Here is a 21,672-nt window from a genome sequence, read left to right on the forward strand (position 1 = left end):
TTTATTCCTTTCTCATTTTCTAAATTTTAGAGTAAAGCCTCTATCAAAACTTTCATAATCTTTATAAAAACTATGAGATTCAACTTCAAACTCTTTGAAATAGTTTTCCAAAGGAGCTTTTTGGTCAAATCCCATTTCACAAAGTAAATATGGTATTTTTTTATCATTGGTTTGTTTTATAATATCTTTTAAAAGTTCATCTCCAATATCCCCACCAAACAGAGCATTTGATGGTTCATATTTTACATTTGTTGGAAGTTTATAATTATTTGCAATATATGGAGGATTTGAAATCGTCATAAAAATATCATCTTCTTGAATATTTTCATATAAATTACTCAATCTAAACTCTATTTTATTTTTAACACCATGTTTTATAGCATTTTGTTTTGCTAATTCCAAAGCTTTTTCATTTATATCAACTGCTATAATTTTTATATTTTCAATCAATATTGCAAGCATTACAGATATTATTCCACTTCCTGTTCCAATTTCCAAAACTTTTATCTCTTCTTTTTTATCTTTTAAAATCTCAACAGCATTTTCGACTAAAATTTCTGTTTCAGGTCTTGGAATTAAAACTCCCTCTTTTACAATAAACATTTCTCCATAAAATGAAGCTTTATTTATAATGTATTCTAAAGGGTAGTTTGTAGCTCGTTTTTTTACTAAAATTTCAAGTTCTTTTTCTTTTAAAAACTCTTGATTATAGTTTAAATGGAGCCAAATAGTGTTTTTCTCTAATAGATGCATAATTAGTATTTCAACTTCTTTTGCAGGAATATGAGTTACTAATTTTAATTGATTTGTATATTTTCTTACAATTTCTTTTATCGTCATTAATTTATTTACCTTTTAAAAGTTTAGATTATATTATAAAAATAATTAAGAGATTAATCTAATATGTATAAAGCTAACTCATCAGCCAATAAAAAGTTCTTATTAAAGACTTTTTCATTTTCTATATAAAGTTTATCATATTGTATTAATTCATCAATTTTTTCTTTTTCTTTTTCATTAAAAAGCTCTAATTCTACGCCATTTGAACATCTAAATCCAAGTAGAATTTTTTCCGTTTTTATATCAGTTTCATCAATTTCTTCTACTTCAAAAAATAGTGGATTAGATATATATTCTTCTATACTTTTTGAAGGATATTCTCTTTGAGAATTTATATATCCAACAGCTCCAGCTCCAACACCTAAATACTCTTTATGTTGCCAATAACCATAATTATGTTTTGATTCTGATTCTTTGTTTTTTGCAAAATTTGAGATTTCATATTGAGTAAAACCTTTTTTTGAAATATAATCAAATATCTCATAAGACAACTCTTCATCATCAATTTTTACACTACTTCTATCAAAGAATTTAGTTCCCTCTTCTATAGTTAAAGAATAAGCACTTAAATGGGTAATAGGAAGAGAAAAAGCAACATCTAAATCACTTTTTATAGTTTCAATAGTGTCACCTTGAACACCATAAATTATATCACAATTAATACCTTTAAAACCTATACTATTTGCATTTTGTATAGCTTTTATAGCACTATTACTATTATGTGAACGACCAAGAAATTTAAGCTTATTATTTTCAAAACTTTGAACTCCAAAACTAACACGATTTACACCTAAATCTTTCATACTTTGTAACCATTCAAAAGATGCAGAGTTTGGATTAGCTTCAGTTGTAATCTCTGCATTTTTTTCTAAAAATGGTTTTATCATAGAAAAAATTTCTTCATATTCAAAAGCTTTTATAGTTGAAGGTGTTCCCCCACCTATAAAAACTGTTTCAATTTTTTTATCTCTTTTTAAAACATAATTATCTAAATTATATTTTAATTGTTTTTTTAATGCCTTCATATATTCGTGTTTTAAAGAAAACTTATCTGTATATGAGTTAAAAGCGCAGTAAAAACATTTACTGTCGCAAAAGGGAATGTGTATATATAAAAGCAATTTTTAATCCTAGTTTTTGTAAAATATCTGGCTAATTATAAGGGAAAATATATTTATGACTGATAAAAAAGAAATGACAATTAATCACGAGAAAAAAAAGTTCAGACCAAATGTAGCCGCAATTGTACTATCAGCAAAATATCCTCATAAGTGCGAAATATTTATTGCTTCAAGAACTGATGTAGAAAATGCTTGGCAATTTCCCCAAGGGGGAATTGATGAAGGTGAATCTTCAAAAGAAGCACTTTTTAGAGAACTTGAAGAAGAAATTGGAACTAGAGATATTGAAATCATTGCAGAATACCCTACTTGGGTTTCATATGAATTTCCTCCTGCTATTGCAAAAAGGATGTATCCTTATGATGGACAAAGACAAAAATATTACCTAGTAAAACTAAAAAAAGGCGCTAAAATAAATATTAATACTGAGATTCCTGAATTTAGCGAATATAAATTTGTGCCTACTAAAAATATTTATGAATATATAACTTTTTTCAAAAGAACTGTCTACAAACAAGTTTTAAAATATTTTAAAAATGAAGGTTATATTTAAAAAGGATAAAAAATTAGATGTTAAAAGTACTTAAGTTTGGTGGAACAAGTGTTGGTACACTTGATAGAATACAAAATGTTGCAAATATTATCAAAAAAATAAGAGATGAAGGTGATGATGTAATTGCAGTAGTTTCAGCTATGAGTGGAGAAACTAATAAATTATTAGAATATGCAGAATATTATTCAAAAACTCCTAAGTTAGATGAAATTGATATGCTTTTAAGTTCAGGAGAAAGAGTTACTTCTGCACTTTTATCTATTGCTTTAAATGAAATGGGTTATAAAGCAATGTCTATGAGTGGAAGACAAGCTGGAATTGTTACAGATAATGCTCATACAAAAGCAAGAATTGAATCTATTGATACAACGCAAATGAAAAAAGCTATAAAAGATGGGAATATTATCATAGTTGCTGGTTTTCAAGGAGTTGCTCAAGATACTTTAAGAGTTTCAACTTTAGGTAGAGGTGGAAGTGATTTAACTGCTGTTGCAATTGCTGGAGCGATTGAAGCTGATCTTTGTGAAATTTATACTGATGTTGATGGTATTTATACAACGGATCCAAGAATTGAACCAAAAGCAAAAAAGCTTGAAAAAATTTCTTATGATGAAATGTTAGAATTAGCAAGTTTAGGTGCAAAAGTATTACAAAATAGATCTGTTGAAATGGCGAAAAAATTAAATGTAAATTTAGTATCAAGAAGCAGCTTTACGCCAGAAGTTGAAGGTACGTTAATAACTAAGGAAGAAAATATTATGGAAAAACCAGTTGTAAGTGGAATTGCTTTAGATAAAAATCAAATTAGAGTAGGAATGTATGGAGTTACAGATAGACCTGGAATTGCTTCAGCTATTTTTACAGCACTTGCTGATGCAAATATAAATGTTGATATGATAGTTCAAACAAGAGGACTAGATGGAACAACTGATTTAGATTTTACAATTCCAACTACTGATTTTGAAATTTGTAAAAAAGTTATGGAAAGATTTAGAGAACAAGCTAAAAACATTGATTATAATGAAGCAATTTGTAAAGTATCAATTGTTGGAGTTGGGATGAAATCTCATACAGGTGTAGCTTCAAAAGCATTTACTGCACTTGCAAATGAAAATATAAATATAAGAATAATTTCTACAAGTGAAATTAAAATCTCTATGATAGTTGATTTAAAATATGCAGAACTTGCAGTTCGTGCTTTACATGATGCATATCACTTGGATAACTAGAAGTGCAAGAATTTTTAAATTGGACTGTTAATACAATCAGGGAAGATAGACTTATCTCTCCTTGGTTAGAAGAAAAAAAATATGAATGGACACCATTAGTATCAAAAAACATCAATAATCTACTTGAAAGAGGTTTCTCTATTATTGTTGTTACAGATAAAGAAAGAGAATGGTTTTTAGAATATATTTTAGCTAATATTAATTCTACAAAATTAAATAGACCTTTTTTGCCATATTATGATTTTAAATCTTTTTATAGATACATTGATGCTGTAAAATCAGATGAAGATATTTCATATATAAAAGATATGTTAAGTATCTCTTTTCCAAATGGATACTGTTTTTGGTATATTGGTAAAAGTCAAGATGTAAGAGCTATTATCCCAAAAGTCTCTAAAAACTCTTTTTTATGGCTATTTGATGAAGAAAAACAAGATGCATTTAATCTAAAAAGTAGTGATGAAGCTTTAGATATGAAACTTTTACAAATGTTTAGGTTATATAATAAATCAGTTAGTGCTTCTTTATTTGCTGAAATTAATGTGGAAAATTAAAAGTGATTGAATTTATTGAAAACTCTTCTATTTTAATAGTAAATGATATTGAGTCAACATTAAATGAATTATTGACAAAATATCCTTTACATTCTACAAGAATTATAAAAAATGAAGAGAAAGAAGAATTTTTAATTGCACAAGCTACTCAAGCAATAAAAGAAGCATATATAGCTTCAAATGAAAAAAAATATATTTTTTTATGTGGATCAACTTTTAGAAAAGAAGCTCAAAATTCTTTGCTTAAAATTTTAGAAGAGCCACCAAGAAATGTTGTATTTATAATAATAACAAATTCAAAAACTTCTCTTTTACCAACAATTTATTCAAGATTGCCTTATAAATATTTAAAAAAATCTTTAATAAAATTTGAATCTACTTTAAATATAAATAAGTTAGATTTGAGAGATATCTATAACTTTTTAAAAGAAAATCAAAAAATTTCTAAACAAGAAGCCAAAGATATTGTTGAATCAATTTTATTAAAAGTAAATAATCAAAAAATAAAGTTATCACAAAAAGAACTAGAATTTTTTTCTAAATCAATAAAATTATTAGAATTAAATTCAAGACCTATAAATGTGTTAACAACCCTACTTCTATTTTTGGCAAATCAAAAAAATAAAAACTAAAAAGGTTTTATATGCAAACATATAAAATATCAATATCAGATACAAAAAAATTTTATGAAAATCTTGGTTGTGATAAAGGTGGTATAGAAATACTATCTAAAAAATCAAAACTTCATACTTTGTACATAAAAGATTTACATGTTGGAGCAGCAAATATTTTAAAACAAGATGCTTTATCTATTGGTGCTGATTTAGCAGTTCCAAGTGGAGTGATTGTAGCTCGTGATAAATATGTGGATGCTGTGTTAATTGGTACAACTAAACACTTTGAAGTTTTATCAAGAAAAGAATTAGCTCAACCTTTTGGTTTAAAAGAGTTAGCAAAATCTTTAAAAGATTATGTAAAAGAACAAAACTATAAAACAAAAATAATGGGTGTTTTAAATGCAAATGAAGACTCATTTTTTAAAAATAGTAGATTTGATAACTCTAGTGCATCAATAAAAATTGAAAAAATGATTGAAGATGGTGCTAATATAATTGATATTGGAGCTGTTTCTTCTAGACCTGGAAGTCTTGCTGTTACTGAAGATATTGAATTAGAAAGAGTAAAAGATATAGTTCAAACTATTTATAAAAATAAATACTATGAAAAAGTTGATTTTTCAATTGATTCTTTTGCTCCAAAAGTTATTGATTATGTTTTAAATCATGGTTTTAAAATTGTAAATGATATTACAGGTTTAGAAAATGATGAAGTTTGTAAACTTGTAGCAAAATATAATGCTCAAGCAATTATTATGCATATGCAAAATAATCAAACAAATATGCAAGATAATCCAATATATGAAAATGTGATTTTAGATATTGATACTTATTTAAAAAATCAAATCCAAAAAGCAAAAAGTTTTGGAATTAATGATATTGTTTTAGATGTTGGAATTGGATTTGGAAAAACATTAGAACATAATTTATTACTTTTAAAAAATTTAGAACATTTTAAACATTTTGGTTATGAATTATTAATAGGAGCAAGTAGAAAATCAATGATAAATATGATAACTCCAACAGAAGTTGTTGATAGACTTTCTGGAACTCTTGCAATTCATTTGGAATCTATTAGATATGGTGCTTCAATTATTAGATGTCATGATGTAAAAGAACACTATCAAGCAATAAAAGTTTTTGAAGCAATAAACAATATAAATTAAAAAGAGATACTATTTATAGTATCTCATGTAATGTATTTGCTTTTTTCATCCAATCTTCTAAAACTTCATAATTTTCATCTTCTATCATTTTTTTTGCTTCATTTAATTGATTTTCAAATGTTTCAATGGCTGCTAAAAGATTTTTTCTATTTTGTTTAAAAATATCACTCCACATTCTTGGACTTGATTTTGCTATTCTACTCATATCTTTAAATCCACCAGCTGCAAGTGCAATAATAGCTTTTGGATCTTCATGACTCATAACTGTATTTGCTAGAGAGAAAGAGATAATATGAGGTAAATGAGAAATATAACAAGCATGAATATCATGTTGTGAACTATCCATAACAACAATTCTCATACCAATTTCTTGAAAAATTCTAAATGCTTTATTTACATGAATATTTGCATTATCCTCTAAATCACAAAAAACAACTGTTTTCCCTTCATATAAATCATCAATAGCAGCTTTTGGTCCAGATTTTTCTGTTCCTGTCATAGGATGAGCTGCTATAAAATTTTTTCTTATTTTTTCTGGAATATTTTTTACAATATATTCTTTTGTAGAACCCATATCAATAATAGTTGTATTTTCATCAATATCTAAAAAATTTGGAAACATTGAAATAATAGCATCCACAGGAATAGCTAAAATTATTACATCAGAAACTTTTTTTAATGTTTCTAAATCAACTAACTCATCAACTAAGTTTAAATCTAAGATATCTTTTTTATTTTTTTCACTATTAGTAAAACCATAAACTTTTTTTGCAATACCATATCTTTTTACTGCCTTTGCTAAAGAACCACCCATAAGTCCTAAGCCAATAATTCCTACGTTCAAAATATAACCTTTTAACAAATAAATTAAGCTTGGATTATATCTTACTTTATATTTATATAAACTATATTTAGATATATTATTGCACTATAATGAAAATAAGGATAGTTGTGAAAAATAAAGTCGTACTATTATCTTTGGCTTGTGCAACAGCATTAAGTGCAAATACAATAAAATCTATAGAGTATAAAGATGTTAATAAGATTTCACCTCAAATTTTAAATGAAACATTAAATATGAATGTGGGTGATGAACTTGATGAAAATAAATTAAATGATGCGGTTATAAATTTTTATAAACAGGGTTATTTTGAAGATATTAAAGTTATAAATGAAAATGGAAATTTGAAATTAATATTTAAAGAAAAACCTTCAATTGCAAGTATTGATATTAAAGGTTATAAATCAAGAGCTGAAGATATTGATACACTCAAAACTGTTTTGAGGCTCAAAAAAGGGTCAATGTATACTGAAAAAAAAGTAAAAGAAGCAAAAGAAAAACTTCTTAGTATGCTTGAAAGTGAAGGATATATCAATTCTGTTGTTGAAACAGAAGTTGAAAAAATAAATGAACAATCTTTAAAACTTACATTTAATGTTAATAAAGGTGACGAAATTATTATTAAAAAAGCAAACTATCATGGTGCTGATAAATTAGAACAAGATGAATTTGATCATGTTACTGCAAATAAAGAAAAAGAGTTTGCTTCTTGGTGGTTTGGTCAAAATGATGGTGAAGTAAAGATAGATCAATTAAAATATGATGCTAGAAGAATTAATGATTTATATTATGAAAAAGGTTATTTAGATGCACAAGTTAAAGAACCTTTTTTAGATATTGATTTTGCTTCAAATCAGGCAAAGCTTGACTTTTTTATCACAGAAGGTGAAAAATATACAACTAATGATATAAAAATATATTTAGATTCTTCAATTGTAGATCCTGCAACTATTTATCCTGAACTAAAATTAATTGTAGGAAATACTTTTAATATTAAAAAACTAAGACAAGATCAAGATTATATTAAAACTCAAGTAGCAAATCAAGGTTATGCTTTTGCTGATGTAAGATTTGATTTAAAGAAAAATGAAAAAGAACAAAAAGTTGATGTTGTTTTTAATGTAATCCCTGGTAAAAAAGTTTATATTAATGATGTAAAAATTTCAGGAAACAACAGAACTTTAGATAGAGTTATTAGAAGAGATGTTTATTTAGCTCCTGGAGATTTATATAATCTTACAGATTTTAAAGATTCAACAAATAAACTTAAACGTTCAAGATTCTTTGAAGATGTTCAAATAGAAGAAAAAAGAGTTAGTGATACAAAAATGGATATTGTTGTAAAAGTAACTGAAGCACCAACTGGTTCGTTAATGCTAGGTGGAGGTTATGGTTCTTATGATAAATTTATGGTTAATGGATCAATTAGTGATGTAAATATCTTTGGTTCAGGTCTTGCTTTAGCATTAAGTGCGGATTTGTCAGCTAGATCAAATAGATTTGAATTAAGCTTAAAAAATCCTGCAATAAATGATAGTAATTATAACGGTGAAGTTGAAATTCATAGTACTGAATCAGAAATCAATAGAGATACTTATGATTCAACTATTGATACAAAAGGTTTCTCTGTTGCTTTAGGAAGAGAACTTGTAAGAAATCTTTATGCTGGAGCTAGATATAGACTTGATTTTGTTAGTGAAGATTATGATTATTCAGATGAATTTAAAAATAATTATAATCCTCTTTTTGGTGAAATATATGAATCACAAGATTATACTTCAAGTTCAATTACTCCATATTTAAATTATGATAATACAGATGACTATTATTTCCCAAGAGAAGGATATAGAGCAGGAATTTCTGCTGAATATGCAGGTGTTGGTGGAGATTCAAAATATATAAAACCTAGTGCTTATTTAAAATATTTTTATTCTTTAGAAGATTTAACAGAGCTGGATTGGGTTTTAAGATTAAAAACACAAATGAAAATTTTAATTGATAATGGACAAATTAATCAAGGTGATTCTTTATATCTTGGAGGTCCTAAAACATTAAGAGGTTATAAATCGTATGCTTTCCCTTCTAATGAAACAGGTTATAAAACTGAACCATATAAAAATATGTGGGCAAGTTCAGCAGAAATGAGTTTCCCATTAATTCCAAGTGCAAAAATGAGATGGGGAATGTTCTATGATTATGGAATGATTGGACAAGATACATTTAATGATATAGAAAGATCAGGAGCAGGAGTTTTACTTGAATGGATTTCACCAATGGGTCCATTACAGTTAATTTTTGCAAGAGCACTTGATGATGAACCAGGAGATGATACATCATCATTTGAGTTTTCATTGGGAGCAAGTTTCTAATGGTAAAAAAAATAGAAGTTGATTTAAAAAAACGACTTACAAATGAAGAAGCACTTGATTTAATAAGAAATGCTTCACTTTTAGAATTAGGAGAAATGGCAAGTAGCAAAAAAGCTGAATTGCATCCTGAAAAATTAACAACATTTATAGTTGATAGAAATATTAACTATACAAATGTTTGTTGGGTAGATTGTAAATTTTGTGCCTTTTTTAGACACGGAAAAGATGAAGATTCTTATGTTTTAAAATTTGAAGAGATTGATGAAAAAATAGAAGAGTTATTAGCTATTGGTGGAACGCAAATCCTTTTCCAAGGTGGTGTTCATCCAAAACTAAAAATCGATTATTATGAAGAGTTAGTAAATCATATTCATTCAAAATATCCACAAATCACAATTCATGGATTTTCTGCTATTGAGATTGATTTTATAGCAAGAATTTCAAAAATTTCAAAACTCGAAGTTCTAAAAAGACTACAAGCAAAAGGTTTAAGTTCAATTCCAGGAGCTGGTGCTGAAATTTTATCTGATAGAGTAAGAGATATAATTGCACCAAAAAAAATGGATACACAAGAGTGGTTAGAAGTTCATAGACTTGCCCATTCAATTGGTATGAAAACAACTGCAACTATGATGTTTGGTACAGTTGAAACTGATGAAGAGATAATTGAACATTGGGAACATTTAAGAAAACTTCAAGATGAAACAGGTGGTTTTAGAGCATTTATCATGTGGTCATTTCAAGGTCAGAATACTAAATTATTAGAAGAACACCCAGAAATCAAACCTCAATCTTCAAATAGATATTTAAGATTATTAGCTGTTTCAAGACTATATTTAGACAATTTTAGAAATATGCAAAGTTCTTGGGTAACACAAGGCTCTTATATTGGTCAGTTAGCACTTAAATTTGGTGCAAATGATTTAGGAAGTACAATGATGGAAGAAAACGTTGTAAAAGCAGCTGGTGCAGCAAATAGAATGAATCAAGATGAAATGATTAGATTGATAAAAGATATTGGTGAAAATCCAGCAAAAAGAAATACAGCTTACGAGATTTTAGAAAGGTTCTAAATCTAATGAAAATAAAATACTATTTTTTATTTATACTAGTAATTTTACAAGGAAGTTTAATGAGTGCTACAATTAAGCATATTAATATAAAAGGTGTTGAAATACCAGTAATTTTTGAAGAACAAAAAAGTTTACCAATTCTAAATCTACAACTTGTTTTTAAAAATTCTGGTTATATTCAAGATAAAAATAAAAGTGGTTTAGCTAATCTTTCTTCAAAGCTTTTAAATGAAGGAACAAAAGAGTTGGGTGCAACAAAATTTGCACAAGAACTTGATGAAAATGCAATTAGTTTAAACACTTCAAATGGGTTTGAAACATTTGTTATGGAATTATCAAGTTTAAAAGAAGAAGCATCAAAAGCCATTTTACTTTTAAATGATTTATTAAAATCACCAAATTTTACAGATGATACATTGACAAAGTTAAAAACTATTCAAGTTGGAAGTTTAAAAAGAAAAGAAAATGATTTTGATTATGTTGCACAAAATCAATTAAAATCAATTCTTTTTAAAAATACAGCTTTACAAAATCCTTCTTCTGGAACAATAGAGTCTATTTCTAAAATAGAATTAAAAGATATAGAAAATTTTTTAGATAAAACTTTATGTTTAGAGAATCTAATTATAGTTGCTGGAGGGGATTTTAGTTTAAATGAATTTGAAAATTTAATAAAACCTATTTTAGAAACTTTAAAAGTTGGAACAACTCAAGAAGCAAAAAAAGTTGATTTTATATCTAAAAAAGAGGAAAAAACTCTAATAAAAGATACAGAACAAGCTTATATTTATTTTGGAAGTTCATTTAATGTAGATTCTAAAGATGAAGAAAACTACAAAGCCAAAGTTGCATCATTTATATTAGGTGGTTCAGGTTTTGGTTCAAGATTAATGGAAGAAATTAGAGTAAAAAGAGGTTTAGCCTATAGTGCATATGGTTCAATCTCTATAAATAAATCGCACACATATTTTAATGGTTATTTACAAACTAAAAATGAAAGTGCAAACGAAGCACAAAAATTAGTTTCTCAAATTATTGCTGATTTCGTTGAAAAAGGTGTAACAAAAGAGGAATTAGAAGCGGCTAAAAACTTTTTAACAGGAAGTGAACCACTAAGAAGTGAAACTTTATCTCAAAGATTAAATAGAGCTTTTACTTTATATTATAGAGGTTTAGAGCCTGATTATTCAAAAAAAGAGCTAGAAAAAATTCAAACTTTAGAACTAGCTGATTTAAATAAATATATAAAATCTCATAATGAGATAAATAATTTAACATTTTCAATTGTAAGGAAATAATTTTGTTAAGATTTGCCCCAAGTCCAACAGGAGATATGCATATTGGTAACCTTAGAGTTGCTATTTTTAATTATATTGTATCAAAACAATTAAATGAAGATTTAATTATTAGAATTGAAGATACAGACCTTGAGCGAAATATAGAAGGTAAAGATAAAGAAATTTTAGAAATATTAGGTCTTTTTTCTATTGAATATAAATCACTTTTTTATCAAAGTGCAAATTTAAAATATCATCAAAAAATGGCTTTACAACTAATGACTCAAAAAAAGGCATTTGCATGTTTTTGTAGTGATGATAAGCTTGATGAACTAAGAGAAGAAGCAAAAAAAGAAGGAAAACCTTTCAGATATGATGGTTTTTGTGAAAATTTATCTGATGAAACAGTTTTAAATACAAATGCTCCTTTTACAGTAAGAATTAAAAAACCAGAGCACAATATCAAATTTACAGACCTTTTAAAAGGTGATTTTGATTATGCACCATTTGATATTGATTCATTCATTATTTTAAGACAAGATAAAACTCCAACATACAACTATGCTTGTGCTGTTGATGATATGTTAATGGATATTTCTGTTGTAATTCGTGGTGAAGACCATGTTTCAAATACTCCAAAACAAATTCATGTAAGAAACTCTTTAGGATATGAAAAAGAGATAAAATATGTTCATTTACCAATTATTTTAAATGCTCAAACTGGTAAAAAAATGAGTAAAAGAGATGATGCAAGTAGCGTTAAATGGTTAATTGAACAAGGTTTTTTACCAAGTGCAATTGCTAATTATTTAGTTTTAATGGGAAATAAAACTCCAACTGAGATTTTTACACTAGAAGAAGCAATAGAATGGTTTAAAATTGAAAATGTATCAAAAAGTTCTGCAAAATTTGATATTGATAAATTAAGATTTATTAATAGAAAACATATTGAACTACTTGATGAAATGAGATTATCAAAAATTTTAGGTTTTGCTGATGCAGATATAGGAAAACTAGGAAAAATTTTCTTAGAAGAAGCTAGTACAATAAAAGAGATAAAAGAAAAAATTGAACCTATTTTTACACCTAAAAACTCTTGTGAAGGTTTTGAAGAAGAATTTTCAAAATTAAAAGAGTGTTTACAAAAAGCACCATTTTTTGAAGACTATGAAGAGTTAAAAAAATATGTGATGGAACAAACAGGATTAAAAGGTAAAAATCTATTTAAACCATTAAGATATATTTTAACAGGTGTTGATAATGGTCCAAATATTTCGGATATTTATCCTTTAGTTAAAAATTATTTAGGAGAAATCATAAAATGATTGATGCCTTATTAAACTCTATTTTTACAGTAGTTTTAACTATTATATTTTTATATAAATGGATTATCATTATTTCAGCTATCTTAAGTTGGATACGACCAGATCCTTATAATCCAATTGTTCAAATGCTTTATAGATTAACAGAACCTGCTTATGCATTTGTAAGAAGATATATCCCAACTGTAGTTGGTGGAATGGATTTAGCTCCACTTATTTTAATTTTTGCATTAATTTTTTTAGAGACATTTTTAAAAAGTTTAGCTTTTTAATACATAATTATGAAAAAACAACTTTTTAGCTTAACTGCTACTATATTATTAAATTTATCTATTAGTGCTAATGAAATTAGCACTACGGATTTCTTACAAAAAGATTTTAAAGTTACTTTAGATTGGCTTGAACAAAAACCTAAATCTTATGCAAAAGATTTTTTTATTTTACAATATCTAAATCAAGACAATTTATCTTTTGAAAATGCGAAAATTGCTTATGAAATGGGCAATGGAACAAATGCTACACTAAAAAAAGTTTTTAATGATAAATATAAAAAAACAGCTCCAATAGATTTAAAATGTTATAGAGCAACTATAGAAGAACTAAAAGATGAAGATTCAAAGTGTATAGCACTTGGATTATCTTTGAAAGAAGCTTTACAATTATCAAAAAAAGATTTAGAATTTTTTATTAATAAACTTGACCCTTATCCTACTTTAAAAAATGATTTAAAAATTATCGCATCAGATGATATTTACACTAATTTAGTAAATAGTGATATAAAAAGATTTTCAAGATTCTTTTTTGACTTAGGTAGTAATTTTAGAATAAAAGTTTTAAATAAAAAGTTACCTCCTGAGTTAATAAATAAATTATCTAAAGAAAAAGATTTTGAAAGATTTTTAAGATATGTTGTTTATGATAAAAATCTTAATAATCTTCAAAAATCACTTTTTATTTTAAAAGATGATAAGAGTTTGACATCAAGTACAAATTTTTTACTTGGAATTAATGCAGTAAACAATAATGATGCAAAAATTGCATATAACTTCTTTTTTAATTCATTTAATAAAGCATACTTAAGAATTGATAAAGACAAAGCTTTATTCTGGTTATATTTAGTAACACAAAACAACTCTTTTTTACAAGAATTATCAAAAAGTTGGGATAATAATATTTATACTTTATACGCAAAAGAATTATTAGATATAAAACCAGATAACTTAATCTATACTGTTGATTTAAAAAATACAAAAAGTTCTTTTGATATTTATGATGCTTTTAAATGGATGGAAGTAGTTGAAGATACTAAAAAAAATTTAGATGATACTAAACTACAAAAATATTATGATATTTTCACAGATGAAGATACCCTCCCCCATTTAACTTTTGTTTTAGAAAGATATAATAAATATAAAACTCAATATTATATAACTCCATTTAGAAATATTATAAAAAATTATGATGTATATAAACAAGTTATGATTTATTCAATAGCAAGACAAGAGAGCCATTTCATTCCATCTTCTATATCTTTTTCTTCAGCTCAAGGAGTAATGCAGATTATGCCTTTTTTATCACTTGATATTTCAAAAAAATTAAATGAAAATTATAATATCTATGAACAATTTATTCCAAATAAAAATATTCAATATGGAAGCTTTCATTTAGATACTTTAATGAAACAATTTGACAATAATCCTTTATTTATTGCTTATGCTTATAATGGTGGAGCTGGTTATACAAGAAGCCAATTAAAAAAAGGACTTTTTAAAGAAAAAGGCAAATTTGAGCCATTTTTAAGTATGGAAATGATTTCATTTAATGAGACAAGAGAATATGGAAAAAAAGTTTTAGCTAATTATTATATTTATAATAATTATTTAAATAGTGAAAATAAAATTTCACTATCTACTATTTTTGAAAGTCTAGTATCCCCTTACTAGATTTTTCATTAGTCAATACCAATTTTAAATTATTTCCATCTATTAAATCAAATTTTACTAAATAATAATTACCCCAATTGTTTTTTAGCATTAAATCTTTAAAGTTTTCATTTTCTTTTTCAACTTTCTCTATAAAAATAGGTTCTTTACCATTTAATAAAAATTTATAACTATTATCTTTTATACTTTGTGTTTCAGCATTTGAAAAATATGTAAATATTAAAAATATTTCATTTTTTGTATCAGATAGTTTTTTATCAACTTTATTTAAATAAGTTGCCATAAAAATAACAGATACTTCTTCATCTTTTAATAAATCAGTTTTTTTTGTAAACTGAACTCCTCTTGTTTCTATATCTTTTTTTTCAAAATATCTAAATGCACTATTTTTAGGACCACATGAAATAAAAAAAAGTGAAATAAATAAAAGAAATAACATCTTATACATAACTTCTCCAAACTTTAATTGTTCACATTTTACTGTAGAAAGGCTTTAAAAAATATTTTTATTATTTTAAAGAAAAAATTTAATAAAAAATGTTATCATAAACGTAAATAATAATTTTAAGTATAAAATAAAAGAATTGAAAATGAATAAAATTATAAATAAAAAAATTAAATTAAATGGCAAGTTAAGAAGCAGTTTAAGAAAAAAATCTCCCGAAGTTACTTATTCAAATATAATAAATTCTGGATATATAGAAGTAAAAGAAAAATATAAACCCAAAATTTTATTTATTCAAATTATTTTAAATTCTTTATTATTAGCTATTGCATTATATTTTGAAATATTATTATTTATTATTATTTTCGCGTTAAATTATATAATCATTTGGTTATATTCATTTATTTCTATAATGAAAGATACATTTAAAAAAAGAAGCAACAAATTATTTTGGATAACGCTCTTGTTATTCGTACCTTTTAGTGCTTTTGTTTATCCTGATTTTAAAAAAGTACAAATTGTTAAAGAGTAACTAAATTTAATTTAACAATCATTTAGATAAAATCCGACTTATGAATAAAAAAAGATTAGTAGTAGCCTTTTCAGGACCATCAAATAGTGGTAAAACAACAGCCATTGTAAAAGTTGCAAGTATCCTTCAAGATCAGGGTTTTAAAGTATGTATTGTAAAACACGATCCAAAAGATAAAGCAATGTTTGATAGAGAAGGAAAAGATTCCTTTAAATTTTCTCAAACAGGTGCTGATGTTGCTGTTATTAGTCCAAATAAAACAACTTTATTTAAAAAATCTACATCTACAATTGATGAATTAATAGAACTTTTTGAAGATTTTGATTATTTATTAGTTGAAGGATTAAAAACTTTAGAACTTCCTAGAATTTCAATTTTTAGAGATAGATTAGATGAGAGTTATTTTAATGTTACTGATGCAATTGCATGTGATGAAACTATTGATGAAAATGATATTCCAAACAATATTGAAAAATTAGATTTAAATAATCCAGAAGATTTAATCTCTTGGATAAATAAAAATGCAAAAAGAGTGTAAAAATGCAAGAAATAATTAAAGCAATTGAAGAATCAGCTATAAAAATAAAATATTTAATTGAAACTGGTGATACAGGGAAAAGTGAATCTGAAAATTCAACTGGTGATACTCAATTAAAACTTGATATTGAAAGTGATGAGATTATTGAAGATATTTTCAAAAAAATTCCAAGTATTAAAGCAATAGTTAGTGAAGAGCAAGAAGCTATAGTTAATTTACATGAAAATGGTAAATATTTAATTGCTTATGATCCACTTGATGGTTCATCTTTAGTTGACGTAAATCTTTCAGTTGGTTCAATTTTTGGTATTTATGAAAATGAATTTAATGCAAAAAATATAGTTGCTTCTGTTTATGTTGTATTTGGTCCAAGAGTTGAAATGGTTGTAACTACAACTGATGTAAAAATGTATAGATTATTAAATGGTGAATTTAAATTTATTCAAAATATTAAACTAAATGAAAAAGGTAAATTAAATGCTCCAGGGTCTACTCAAAACTGTTGGGCACCATTTCATAAACAATTAATTGATGATATTTTCAATGATGGTTATAGATTAAGATATTCTGGTGGAATGGTTCCAGATCTTCATCAAATATTACTAAAAGGTGGAGGATTATTCTCATATCCAGGAACAAGTGATAGACCAAAAGGGAAATTAAGACAATTATTTGAAGTTTTCCCATTTGCATTAGCTTATGAAAAAGCTGGTGGGCAAGCTGTAGATGGATTTAAAAGAGTTTTAGAAGTGCAAACTTCACATATTCATGACACAACTCCATGTTTTTTTGGTTCAAATACTGAAATAAAAAGAGTTTTAGAAGTTTATAGTAAAAATGTCTGATCACGAAGAAATTATAATTGACGAATGGGATCTAAAACTAGATAAAATACTAGTTGAATTGAAAAATTGTCAAGAATCAAATAGTTTAAAATCTTGTACTCCTTGTAGTCAATTTTTTGAATGTGAATTAAGAAAAAGATATGTTATTGCTGTTTATGAATCGATGAATAAAGGTTCTGGCGGTGGATTTGAATTTTAAAAAAAGAGGTAAGAATGCAAGAATCTTGTAAAAATGTTTATATAACAACACCAATTTATTATGTAAATGATGTAGCGCACATTGGTCATGCATATACGACAATTATCGCTGATATGTTAGCTAGATATTCAAGACTTATAGGTCATGAGACATTTTTTCTAACAGGAACTGATGAACATGGTCAAAAAATAGCACAAAGTGCAGAAGCTAGAGGAAAAACTCCAAAAGAGTATGCAGATGAAATATCTGGTAAATTTAAAACATTATGGGATGATTTTGATATAACATATGATAAATTTATTAGAACAACAGATCTTGAACATAAAGCTGGCGTTCAAAAAGCATTTGAAACAATGTTTAATAAAGGGGATATTTACAAAGGTGAATATGAAGGTTTTTACTGTGTATCTTGTGAGACATTTTTTACTGAAAAACAATTAGTAGATGAGCAATTCTGTCCTGATTGTGGAAGACCAACTTCAATAGTAAAAGAAGAGAGTTACTTCTTTAAATTATCAAAATATGAAGAAAAACTTCTTAAATGGTATGAAGAAAATGAAGATTGTATTTTACCTAGAAGCAAAAAAAATGAAATAGTAAACTTTGTAAAAGGTGGATTAAAAGATTTATCAATTTCAAGAACTTCTTTTGATTGGGGAGTAAAACTACCAGAATCAATGAATGAACCAAAACATGTTATGTATGTTTGGTTAGATGCATTAATGAACTATATCACAGCTTTAGGATATGGAACTGACAATAAAAATATGGATTTCTGGCCTGCAAATGTTCAACTTGTAGGAAAAGATATTTTAAGATTCCATGCTATTTATTGGCCAGCATTTTTAATGTCTTTAGAATTACCTCTTCCAAAACATATTGCAGCTCATGGTTGGTGGACAAGAGATGGTGAAAAAATGTCTAAATCAAAAGGTAATGTAGTAAATCCTAAAGAAGTAGCTGATGCTTATGGACTTGATGCATTTAGATATTTTATGTTAAGAGAAGTTCCATTTGGTCAAGATGGAGATTTTTCTCAAAAAGCACTAATTGATAGAATTAACTCTGATTTAGGAAATGATTTAGGAAACTTATTAAATAGAATTTCTGGAATGAGTGGAAAATATTTTGATTATAAAGTTAGTTCAATTGATGTTATAAAATTCCATGCAAAAGAACTTGAAGAAGTTCATTCTATTTTAGGAAGTGTTGAAAACTATCTTTTTAATATGCAAATAAACAAATATCTTGAAGAAATTTGGAAAGTTTTAACAATTGCAAATAAAGCAATCAATGATTATGAACCTTGGAATTTAATGAAAGATGGAAAAACTGCTGAAGCTATGGCTTTAGTTGCACTAATCACAAACATTATGGCTAAAGTTGCCCTACTTTTAGATTCTGTAATGCCTGAAAAAATAAAATTAATTGCACAATCTTTAGGTATGAATATTAACACTGAAACTTTTAATAAACTAATAAAAAATCAAGAATTATTAGCTGATACAGTTATAACAAAAGTTGATCAACTATTCCCAAGAATTGAAGAAATTCTTTTAGAACAACCTCCTGTATCAGATGAAACAAAAGCTGAATGTGAAATAAAAAAAGTTGCAAAAGTTGAAGAAAAAAAAGAAGAAGATGATAATTTAATCACTATAGACCAATTTTTTCAAACTACTTTAAAAATTGGAACAATTGTTGAGGCAGTTGAAGTTCCAAAATCTGCAAAACTTCTAAAATTACAAGTAGATTTAGGAGAAGGAAGAAATAGACAAATTCTTGCAGGTATTAAAGAATATTATAAAGCTGAAGAATTAGTAGGAACTCAAGCATGTGTTGTTGCAAACTTAAAACCTGCAAAACTTATGGGAATGATTAGTGAAGGTATGTTAATGGCTGCTAAAGATGAAAATGGTTTATCATTATTAAGACCAGAAGCTCCTAAAAAATCTGGAACAAAAATTAGCTAGTGCAAATATCAGCTATTTTAGACATTGTTGATGGAAGTTTATTAAACTCTCCATCAATCTCTTTTATATATTCAATCAAAACAAACGTAAATAAAGTTAAAGAAGGTGATTTATTTATCACCAAAAATTTGAACGAAATTGAATTTGCTATAAAAAATGGTGCATTTGCCATAATTATTGAAGAATATCATCCTATTTTAGATAATGAAATAGCATGGATAAAGGTAAAAAATATAGATTTAAGTATTATAAAATTAATTAGATTTAAACTTGCAGTTAAAAATTTGGAAGCTTATTCTTGTGAAAAAGCAACTTATAATTTGTTAAAAATTTATTCTAATAATTTTGGTGAAAATATAAAATTAGTTCCAAATAAATTGGAAAATTTTTTCAGATATATTGATGATATAGAAGATAATGATATCATAATTTCTTCAGATAAATTAATTTTAGATAAAATCTATCCAAATAATAACCATTTTGATGAAAATAAAACTTTAGATAAAATTGATAATCTGATTGAACACTCTTTATTTGAAACCTCTTTTTCTTATAAAAACATATATTTTTCGAGACTCAAAATTTCTAGTTTATATCTAAAAAATTTTATTAAAGTTTTTAATTTTTTTGAACAAAATATTGATTTTTCAAAATTAAAATCATTTTATCATATAAAACCTCTTTTTCTTGACAGAAATCTAAATTTAATAGAATTTGGGAAAAGTGATAAATTTATCATTTGTCAAAATGAAAAAGATTTATATAAAAATGAAATATTTTATTTAAAAGAAAAATATAAATATGCAAAAACTATTTTTATTTCAACTTTTAAATTAGATTTATTAAAAGATGAAGAACAAATTATTATAAATAATTTAGAAGAATTAAAACCTATATTAAGAGAAATAAAATTTAATGCAATTTATATAATAGGTTTTAATTATAAAGATATTTATGAATATCTTTTAAAATCTGAAAAGTTTTCAACACTCTTTTAAAAGATTAGTATACTAAACCAAAAGAACTGATAACTTTTCCTAAAATTTCTAAATCATTTTTATTTAAAATTTGAGAAGGATAATCTTTATTGTCAGATATAATATCAAGCTTTCCATCAACTCGTCTTTGAATTCTTTTTACAAACAATCCATGAGTAGTCGTAAAAGCATATATTCCATCTCTTGAAACATCTTTTTTTGTTTTATCAATAAATATAATATTATCACTATTTAATGTTGGTTCCATTGAATCCCCTACTACATTTATGGCATCAACATTTTTAAGATTTTCTTTCCCTCCTAACATATTTACAAAATATGTAGGTAATTCCAATGATTCATAATTATCTTCTGCTTCGTAAGCTCCACCTCCTGCACTAACAGCAACAGCTGGATAATATTTAATCCAATATTTATCAGTTGTATCAACCAATGAACCAGGATTTTGATTATATAAAAGCCAATTAATTGAGATTTTCTTTTTAGCACAAAAATTTAAAATATTTGAAAACGGTATCTTCCCTCTATTTTTCATAGTTGCAAAATTTGCTTGGCTTAAGTCAAGAGATTCTGCCACATCTTTGTCAAACACTTTTCCATTTTTACCATCTGCACTGATAATATCTTTTAATTTTTCAATAATTTCATCTACTATCAACATTAATAACTCCTTTTAACTATATATTTTAAATTATATTACAAAATGAAATATTTTTCAAGTATTTTTTTATTTTAGTATAAAATTTGCAATATTTAATTAATAAGGATAAATTATGGCAAGAAAAATAAGTAAAACTAAGAATAATGTTATAAAAATTCTAAAAAAGATTGATACTTTAATATATGAATTTGGTGAAAAAATTTTATAAATATAAAAATAAAATAAAATTTACAAATTTAATAAAAATCTATTAAAAATCTAAATATTACTAAAGCAACTTTTATATATTATTACGTTGATATTAACAAGTGGTAACCATGGAGAGTAATATGGAAGTAAACTTAATCGCAGAATCAGTAAAGTTTATGTTTTTAGGGATGGGAGTAGTATTTGCATTCCTAATAATCATGATATTAGTACTAAAAGCACAAGGGATAATATTAACAAGATTTTTTCCACAAGAAGAGAAGAAAGTTGTAAATACAACACCAATAAAAAATAGTACAAATACAGAGACTGCAAAAATAGCTGCAATAGTAGCAGCTGTACAACATCATAAAAATCTAAAGGGTTAAA

At 25.7% G+C, this 21,672-nt stretch carries 23 protein-coding genes; 18 read left to right on the forward strand and 5 right to left on the reverse strand.

Annotated elements, in window-relative coordinates:
* Positions 1-12 precede the first annotated feature (12 nt).
* Positions 13-840: a peptide chain release factor N(5)-glutamine methyltransferase gene (prmC, locus tag ABLL_RS07765; protein WP_014474240.1), complete on the reverse strand. Its 828-nt coding sequence runs from the start codon at positions 838-840 to the stop codon at positions 13-15.
* Positions 841-893: 53 nt separating this feature from the next.
* Entirely contained in the window at positions 894-1,961 is a 1,068-nt protein-coding gene (hemW, locus tag ABLL_RS07770) for a radical SAM family heme chaperone HemW (RefSeq protein ID WP_041654776.1), read from the reverse strand.
* 55 nt (positions 1,962-2,016) lie between these two features.
* On the opposite strand from hemW, the gene ABLL_RS07775 reads away from it, so the two are divergent.
* The 5 genes from ABLL_RS07775 to folP are packed head-to-tail and all read left to right on the forward strand — an operon-like array spanning position 2,017 to position 6,080.
* Positions 2,017-2,514 (forward strand): RNA pyrophosphohydrolase, encoded by a 498-nt coding sequence (locus ABLL_RS07775; RefSeq protein WP_014474242.1) that lies wholly within the window; start codon positions 2,017-2,019, stop codon positions 2,512-2,514.
* A 17-nt stretch (positions 2,515-2,531) separates the two neighbouring features.
* A complete protein-coding gene (locus ABLL_RS07780; RefSeq protein ID WP_014474243.1) occupies positions 2,532-3,743 on the forward strand; it encodes an aspartate kinase in 1,212 nt (403 codons plus the stop codon).
* Positions 3,744-3,745: 2 nt separating this feature from the next.
* Entirely contained in the window at positions 3,746-4,297 is a 552-nt protein-coding gene (locus ABLL_RS07785; protein WP_014474244.1) for a HobA family DNA replication regulator, read from the forward strand.
* Between the two features lie 2 nt (positions 4,298-4,299).
* Positions 4,300-4,929: a DNA polymerase III subunit delta' gene (locus ABLL_RS07790; protein ID WP_014474245.1), complete on the forward strand. Its 630-nt coding sequence runs from the start codon at positions 4,300-4,302 to the stop codon at positions 4,927-4,929.
* 11 nt (positions 4,930-4,940) lie between these two features.
* Positions 4,941-6,080, forward strand: coding sequence for a dihydropteroate synthase (gene folP / locus ABLL_RS07795; RefSeq protein ID WP_014474246.1), 1,140 nt, complete (start codon positions 4,941-4,943; stop codon positions 6,078-6,080).
* 13 nt (positions 6,081-6,093) lie between these two features.
* Here the strand turns inward: folP and ABLL_RS07800 are convergent, their stop codons facing one another.
* On the reverse strand, positions 6,094-6,924 hold the full coding sequence (locus ABLL_RS07800) for a prephenate dehydrogenase (RefSeq protein ID WP_014474247.1): 831 nt from the start codon (positions 6,922-6,924) through the stop codon (positions 6,094-6,096).
* Positions 6,925-7,031: 107 nt separating this feature from the next.
* Between ABLL_RS07800 and bamA the strand changes: the two genes are divergently transcribed.
* From bamA to ABLL_RS07830, 6 genes are read left to right on the forward strand one after another with little or no spacing between them, the layout of a single operon-like run.
* Complete coding sequence (bamA, locus tag ABLL_RS07805) at positions 7,032-9,290, forward strand: outer membrane protein assembly factor BamA (protein WP_014474248.1); 2,259 nt, start codon at positions 7,032-7,034, stop codon at positions 9,288-9,290.
* On the forward strand, positions 9,290-10,363 hold the full coding sequence (locus tag ABLL_RS07810) for a dehypoxanthine futalosine cyclase (protein WP_014474249.1): 1,074 nt from the start codon (positions 9,290-9,292) through the stop codon (positions 10,361-10,363). The genes bamA and ABLL_RS07810 overlap by 1 nt, the downstream gene beginning before the upstream one ends.
* A 59-nt stretch (positions 10,364-10,422) precedes the next feature.
* Complete coding sequence (locus ABLL_RS07815; RefSeq protein ID WP_014474250.1) at positions 10,423-11,661, forward strand: pitrilysin family protein; 1,239 nt, start codon at positions 10,423-10,425, stop codon at positions 11,659-11,661.
* Positions 11,662-11,663: 2 nt separating this feature from the next.
* Positions 11,664-12,965 (forward strand): glutamate--tRNA ligase, encoded by a 1,302-nt coding sequence (gene gltX / locus ABLL_RS07820; RefSeq protein WP_014474251.1) that lies wholly within the window; start codon positions 11,664-11,666, stop codon positions 12,963-12,965.
* Positions 12,962-13,234 (forward strand): YggT family protein, encoded by a 273-nt coding sequence (locus ABLL_RS07825; RefSeq protein ID WP_014474252.1) that lies wholly within the window; start codon positions 12,962-12,964, stop codon positions 13,232-13,234. Before gltX ends, ABLL_RS07825 begins: the two co-directional genes overlap by 4 nt.
* A gap of 9 nt (positions 13,235-13,243) precedes the next feature.
* Positions 13,244-14,905 carry a lytic transglycosylase domain-containing protein gene (locus tag ABLL_RS07830; protein ID WP_014474253.1) on the forward strand — a complete coding sequence of 554 codons (1,662 nt, stop codon included), beginning with the start codon at positions 13,244-13,246 and terminating at the stop codon, positions 14,903-14,905.
* On the opposite strand, the gene ABLL_RS07835 is transcribed toward ABLL_RS07830, so the two are convergent.
* Positions 14,874-15,353 (reverse strand): hypothetical protein, encoded by a 480-nt coding sequence (locus tag ABLL_RS07835; protein ID WP_014474254.1) that lies wholly within the window; start codon positions 15,351-15,353, stop codon positions 14,874-14,876. The genes ABLL_RS07830 and ABLL_RS07835 overlap by 32 nt on opposite strands.
* Before the next feature lie 142 nt (positions 15,354-15,495).
* Between ABLL_RS07835 and ABLL_RS07840 the strand changes: the two genes are divergently transcribed.
* From ABLL_RS07840 to ABLL_RS07865, 6 genes are read left to right on the forward strand one after another with little or no spacing between them, the layout of a single operon-like run.
* Positions 15,496-15,882: a PLDc N-terminal domain-containing protein gene (locus tag ABLL_RS07840; RefSeq protein ID WP_014474255.1), complete on the forward strand. Its 387-nt coding sequence runs from the start codon at positions 15,496-15,498 to the stop codon at positions 15,880-15,882.
* Between the two features lie 40 nt (positions 15,883-15,922).
* Complete coding sequence (gene mobB / locus ABLL_RS07845) at positions 15,923-16,420, forward strand: molybdopterin-guanine dinucleotide biosynthesis protein B (RefSeq protein ID WP_014474256.1); 498 nt, start codon at positions 15,923-15,925, stop codon at positions 16,418-16,420.
* Positions 16,421-16,422: 2 nt separating this feature from the next.
* Positions 16,423-17,265 carry a class 1 fructose-bisphosphatase gene (locus tag ABLL_RS07850; RefSeq protein WP_014474257.1) on the forward strand — a complete coding sequence of 281 codons (843 nt, stop codon included), beginning with the start codon at positions 16,423-16,425 and terminating at the stop codon, positions 17,263-17,265.
* Positions 17,258-17,464, forward strand: a complete 207-nt coding sequence (locus ABLL_RS07855; RefSeq protein ID WP_041654784.1) for a hypothetical protein — start codon at positions 17,258-17,260, stop codon at positions 17,462-17,464. Before ABLL_RS07850 ends, ABLL_RS07855 begins: the two co-directional genes overlap by 8 nt.
* Positions 17,465-17,478: 14 nt before the next feature.
* On the forward strand, positions 17,479-19,437 hold the full coding sequence (metG, locus tag ABLL_RS07860) for a methionine--tRNA ligase (RefSeq protein ID WP_014474259.1): 1,959 nt from the start codon (positions 17,479-17,481) through the stop codon (positions 19,435-19,437).
* A complete protein-coding gene (locus ABLL_RS07865; protein ID WP_014474260.1) occupies positions 19,437-20,435 on the forward strand; it encodes a hypothetical protein in 999 nt (332 codons plus the stop codon). The genes metG and ABLL_RS07865 overlap by 1 nt, the downstream gene beginning before the upstream one ends.
* A 4-nt stretch (positions 20,436-20,439) precedes the next feature.
* Here the strand turns inward: ABLL_RS07865 and ABLL_RS07870 are convergent, their stop codons facing one another.
* Positions 20,440-21,096 (reverse strand): S24 family peptidase, encoded by a 657-nt coding sequence (locus ABLL_RS07870; RefSeq protein ID WP_014474261.1) that lies wholly within the window; start codon positions 21,094-21,096, stop codon positions 20,440-20,442.
* Between the two features lie 329 nt (positions 21,097-21,425).
* Between ABLL_RS07870 and ABLL_RS07875 the strand changes: the two genes are divergently transcribed.
* Complete coding sequence (locus ABLL_RS07875; RefSeq protein WP_014474262.1) at positions 21,426-21,671, forward strand: OadG family protein; 246 nt, start codon at positions 21,426-21,428, stop codon at positions 21,669-21,671.
* The last annotated feature ends 1 nt before the right edge of the window (position 21,672 follow it).

This window comes from Arcobacter sp. L (assembly GCF_000284235.1).
In the GTDB taxonomy this organism is placed as follows: Bacteria; Campylobacterota; Campylobacteria; order Campylobacterales; family Arcobacteraceae; genus Aliarcobacter; species Aliarcobacter defluvii.

Excerpts from the sequence above, each read along its gene's own strand:
- ABLL_RS07825 (WP_014474252.1), top strand. The coding sequence starts at position 12,962 with ATGATTGATGCCTTATTAAACTCTATTTTTACAGTAGTTTTAACTATT.
- ABLL_RS07835 (WP_014474254.1), bottom strand. The coding sequence starts at position 15,353 with ATGTATAAGATGTTATTTCTTTTATTTATTTCACTTTTTTTTATTTCA.
- ABLL_RS07840 (WP_014474255.1), top strand. The coding sequence starts at position 15,496 with ATGAATAAAATTATAAATAAAAAAATTAAATTAAATGGCAAGTTAAGA.
- ABLL_RS07855 (WP_041654784.1), top strand. The coding sequence starts at position 17,258 with ATGTCTGATCACGAAGAAATTATAATTGACGAATGGGATCTAAAACTA.
- ABLL_RS07810 (WP_014474249.1), top strand. The coding sequence starts at position 9,290 with ATGGTAAAAAAAATAGAAGTTGATTTAAAAAAACGACTTACAAATGAA.
- metG (WP_014474259.1), top strand. The coding sequence starts at position 17,479 with ATGCAAGAATCTTGTAAAAATGTTTATATAACAACACCAATTTATTAT.
- ABLL_RS07870 (WP_014474261.1), bottom strand. The coding sequence starts at position 21,096 with ATGTTGATAGTAGATGAAATTATTGAAAAATTAAAAGATATTATCAGT.
- mobB (WP_014474256.1), top strand. The coding sequence starts at position 15,923 with ATGAATAAAAAAAGATTAGTAGTAGCCTTTTCAGGACCATCAAATAGT.
- prmC (WP_014474240.1), bottom strand. The coding sequence starts at position 840 with ATGACGATAAAAGAAATTGTAAGAAAATATACAAATCAATTAAAATTA.
- folP (WP_014474246.1), top strand. The coding sequence starts at position 4,941 with ATGCAAACATATAAAATATCAATATCAGATACAAAAAAATTTTATGAA.
- ABLL_RS07775 (WP_014474242.1), top strand. The coding sequence starts at position 2,017 with ATGACTGATAAAAAAGAAATGACAATTAATCACGAGAAAAAAAAGTTC.
- ABLL_RS07830 (WP_014474253.1), top strand. The coding sequence starts at position 13,244 with ATGAAAAAACAACTTTTTAGCTTAACTGCTACTATATTATTAAATTTA.
- ABLL_RS07850 (WP_014474257.1), top strand. The coding sequence starts at position 16,423 with ATGCAAGAAATAATTAAAGCAATTGAAGAATCAGCTATAAAAATAAAA.
- ABLL_RS07780 (WP_014474243.1), top strand. The coding sequence starts at position 2,532 with ATGTTAAAAGTACTTAAGTTTGGTGGAACAAGTGTTGGTACACTTGAT.
- ABLL_RS07875 (WP_014474262.1), top strand. The coding sequence starts at position 21,426 with ATGGAAGTAAACTTAATCGCAGAATCAGTAAAGTTTATGTTTTTAGGG.
- ABLL_RS07815 (WP_014474250.1), top strand. The coding sequence starts at position 10,423 with ATGAGTGCTACAATTAAGCATATTAATATAAAAGGTGTTGAAATACCA.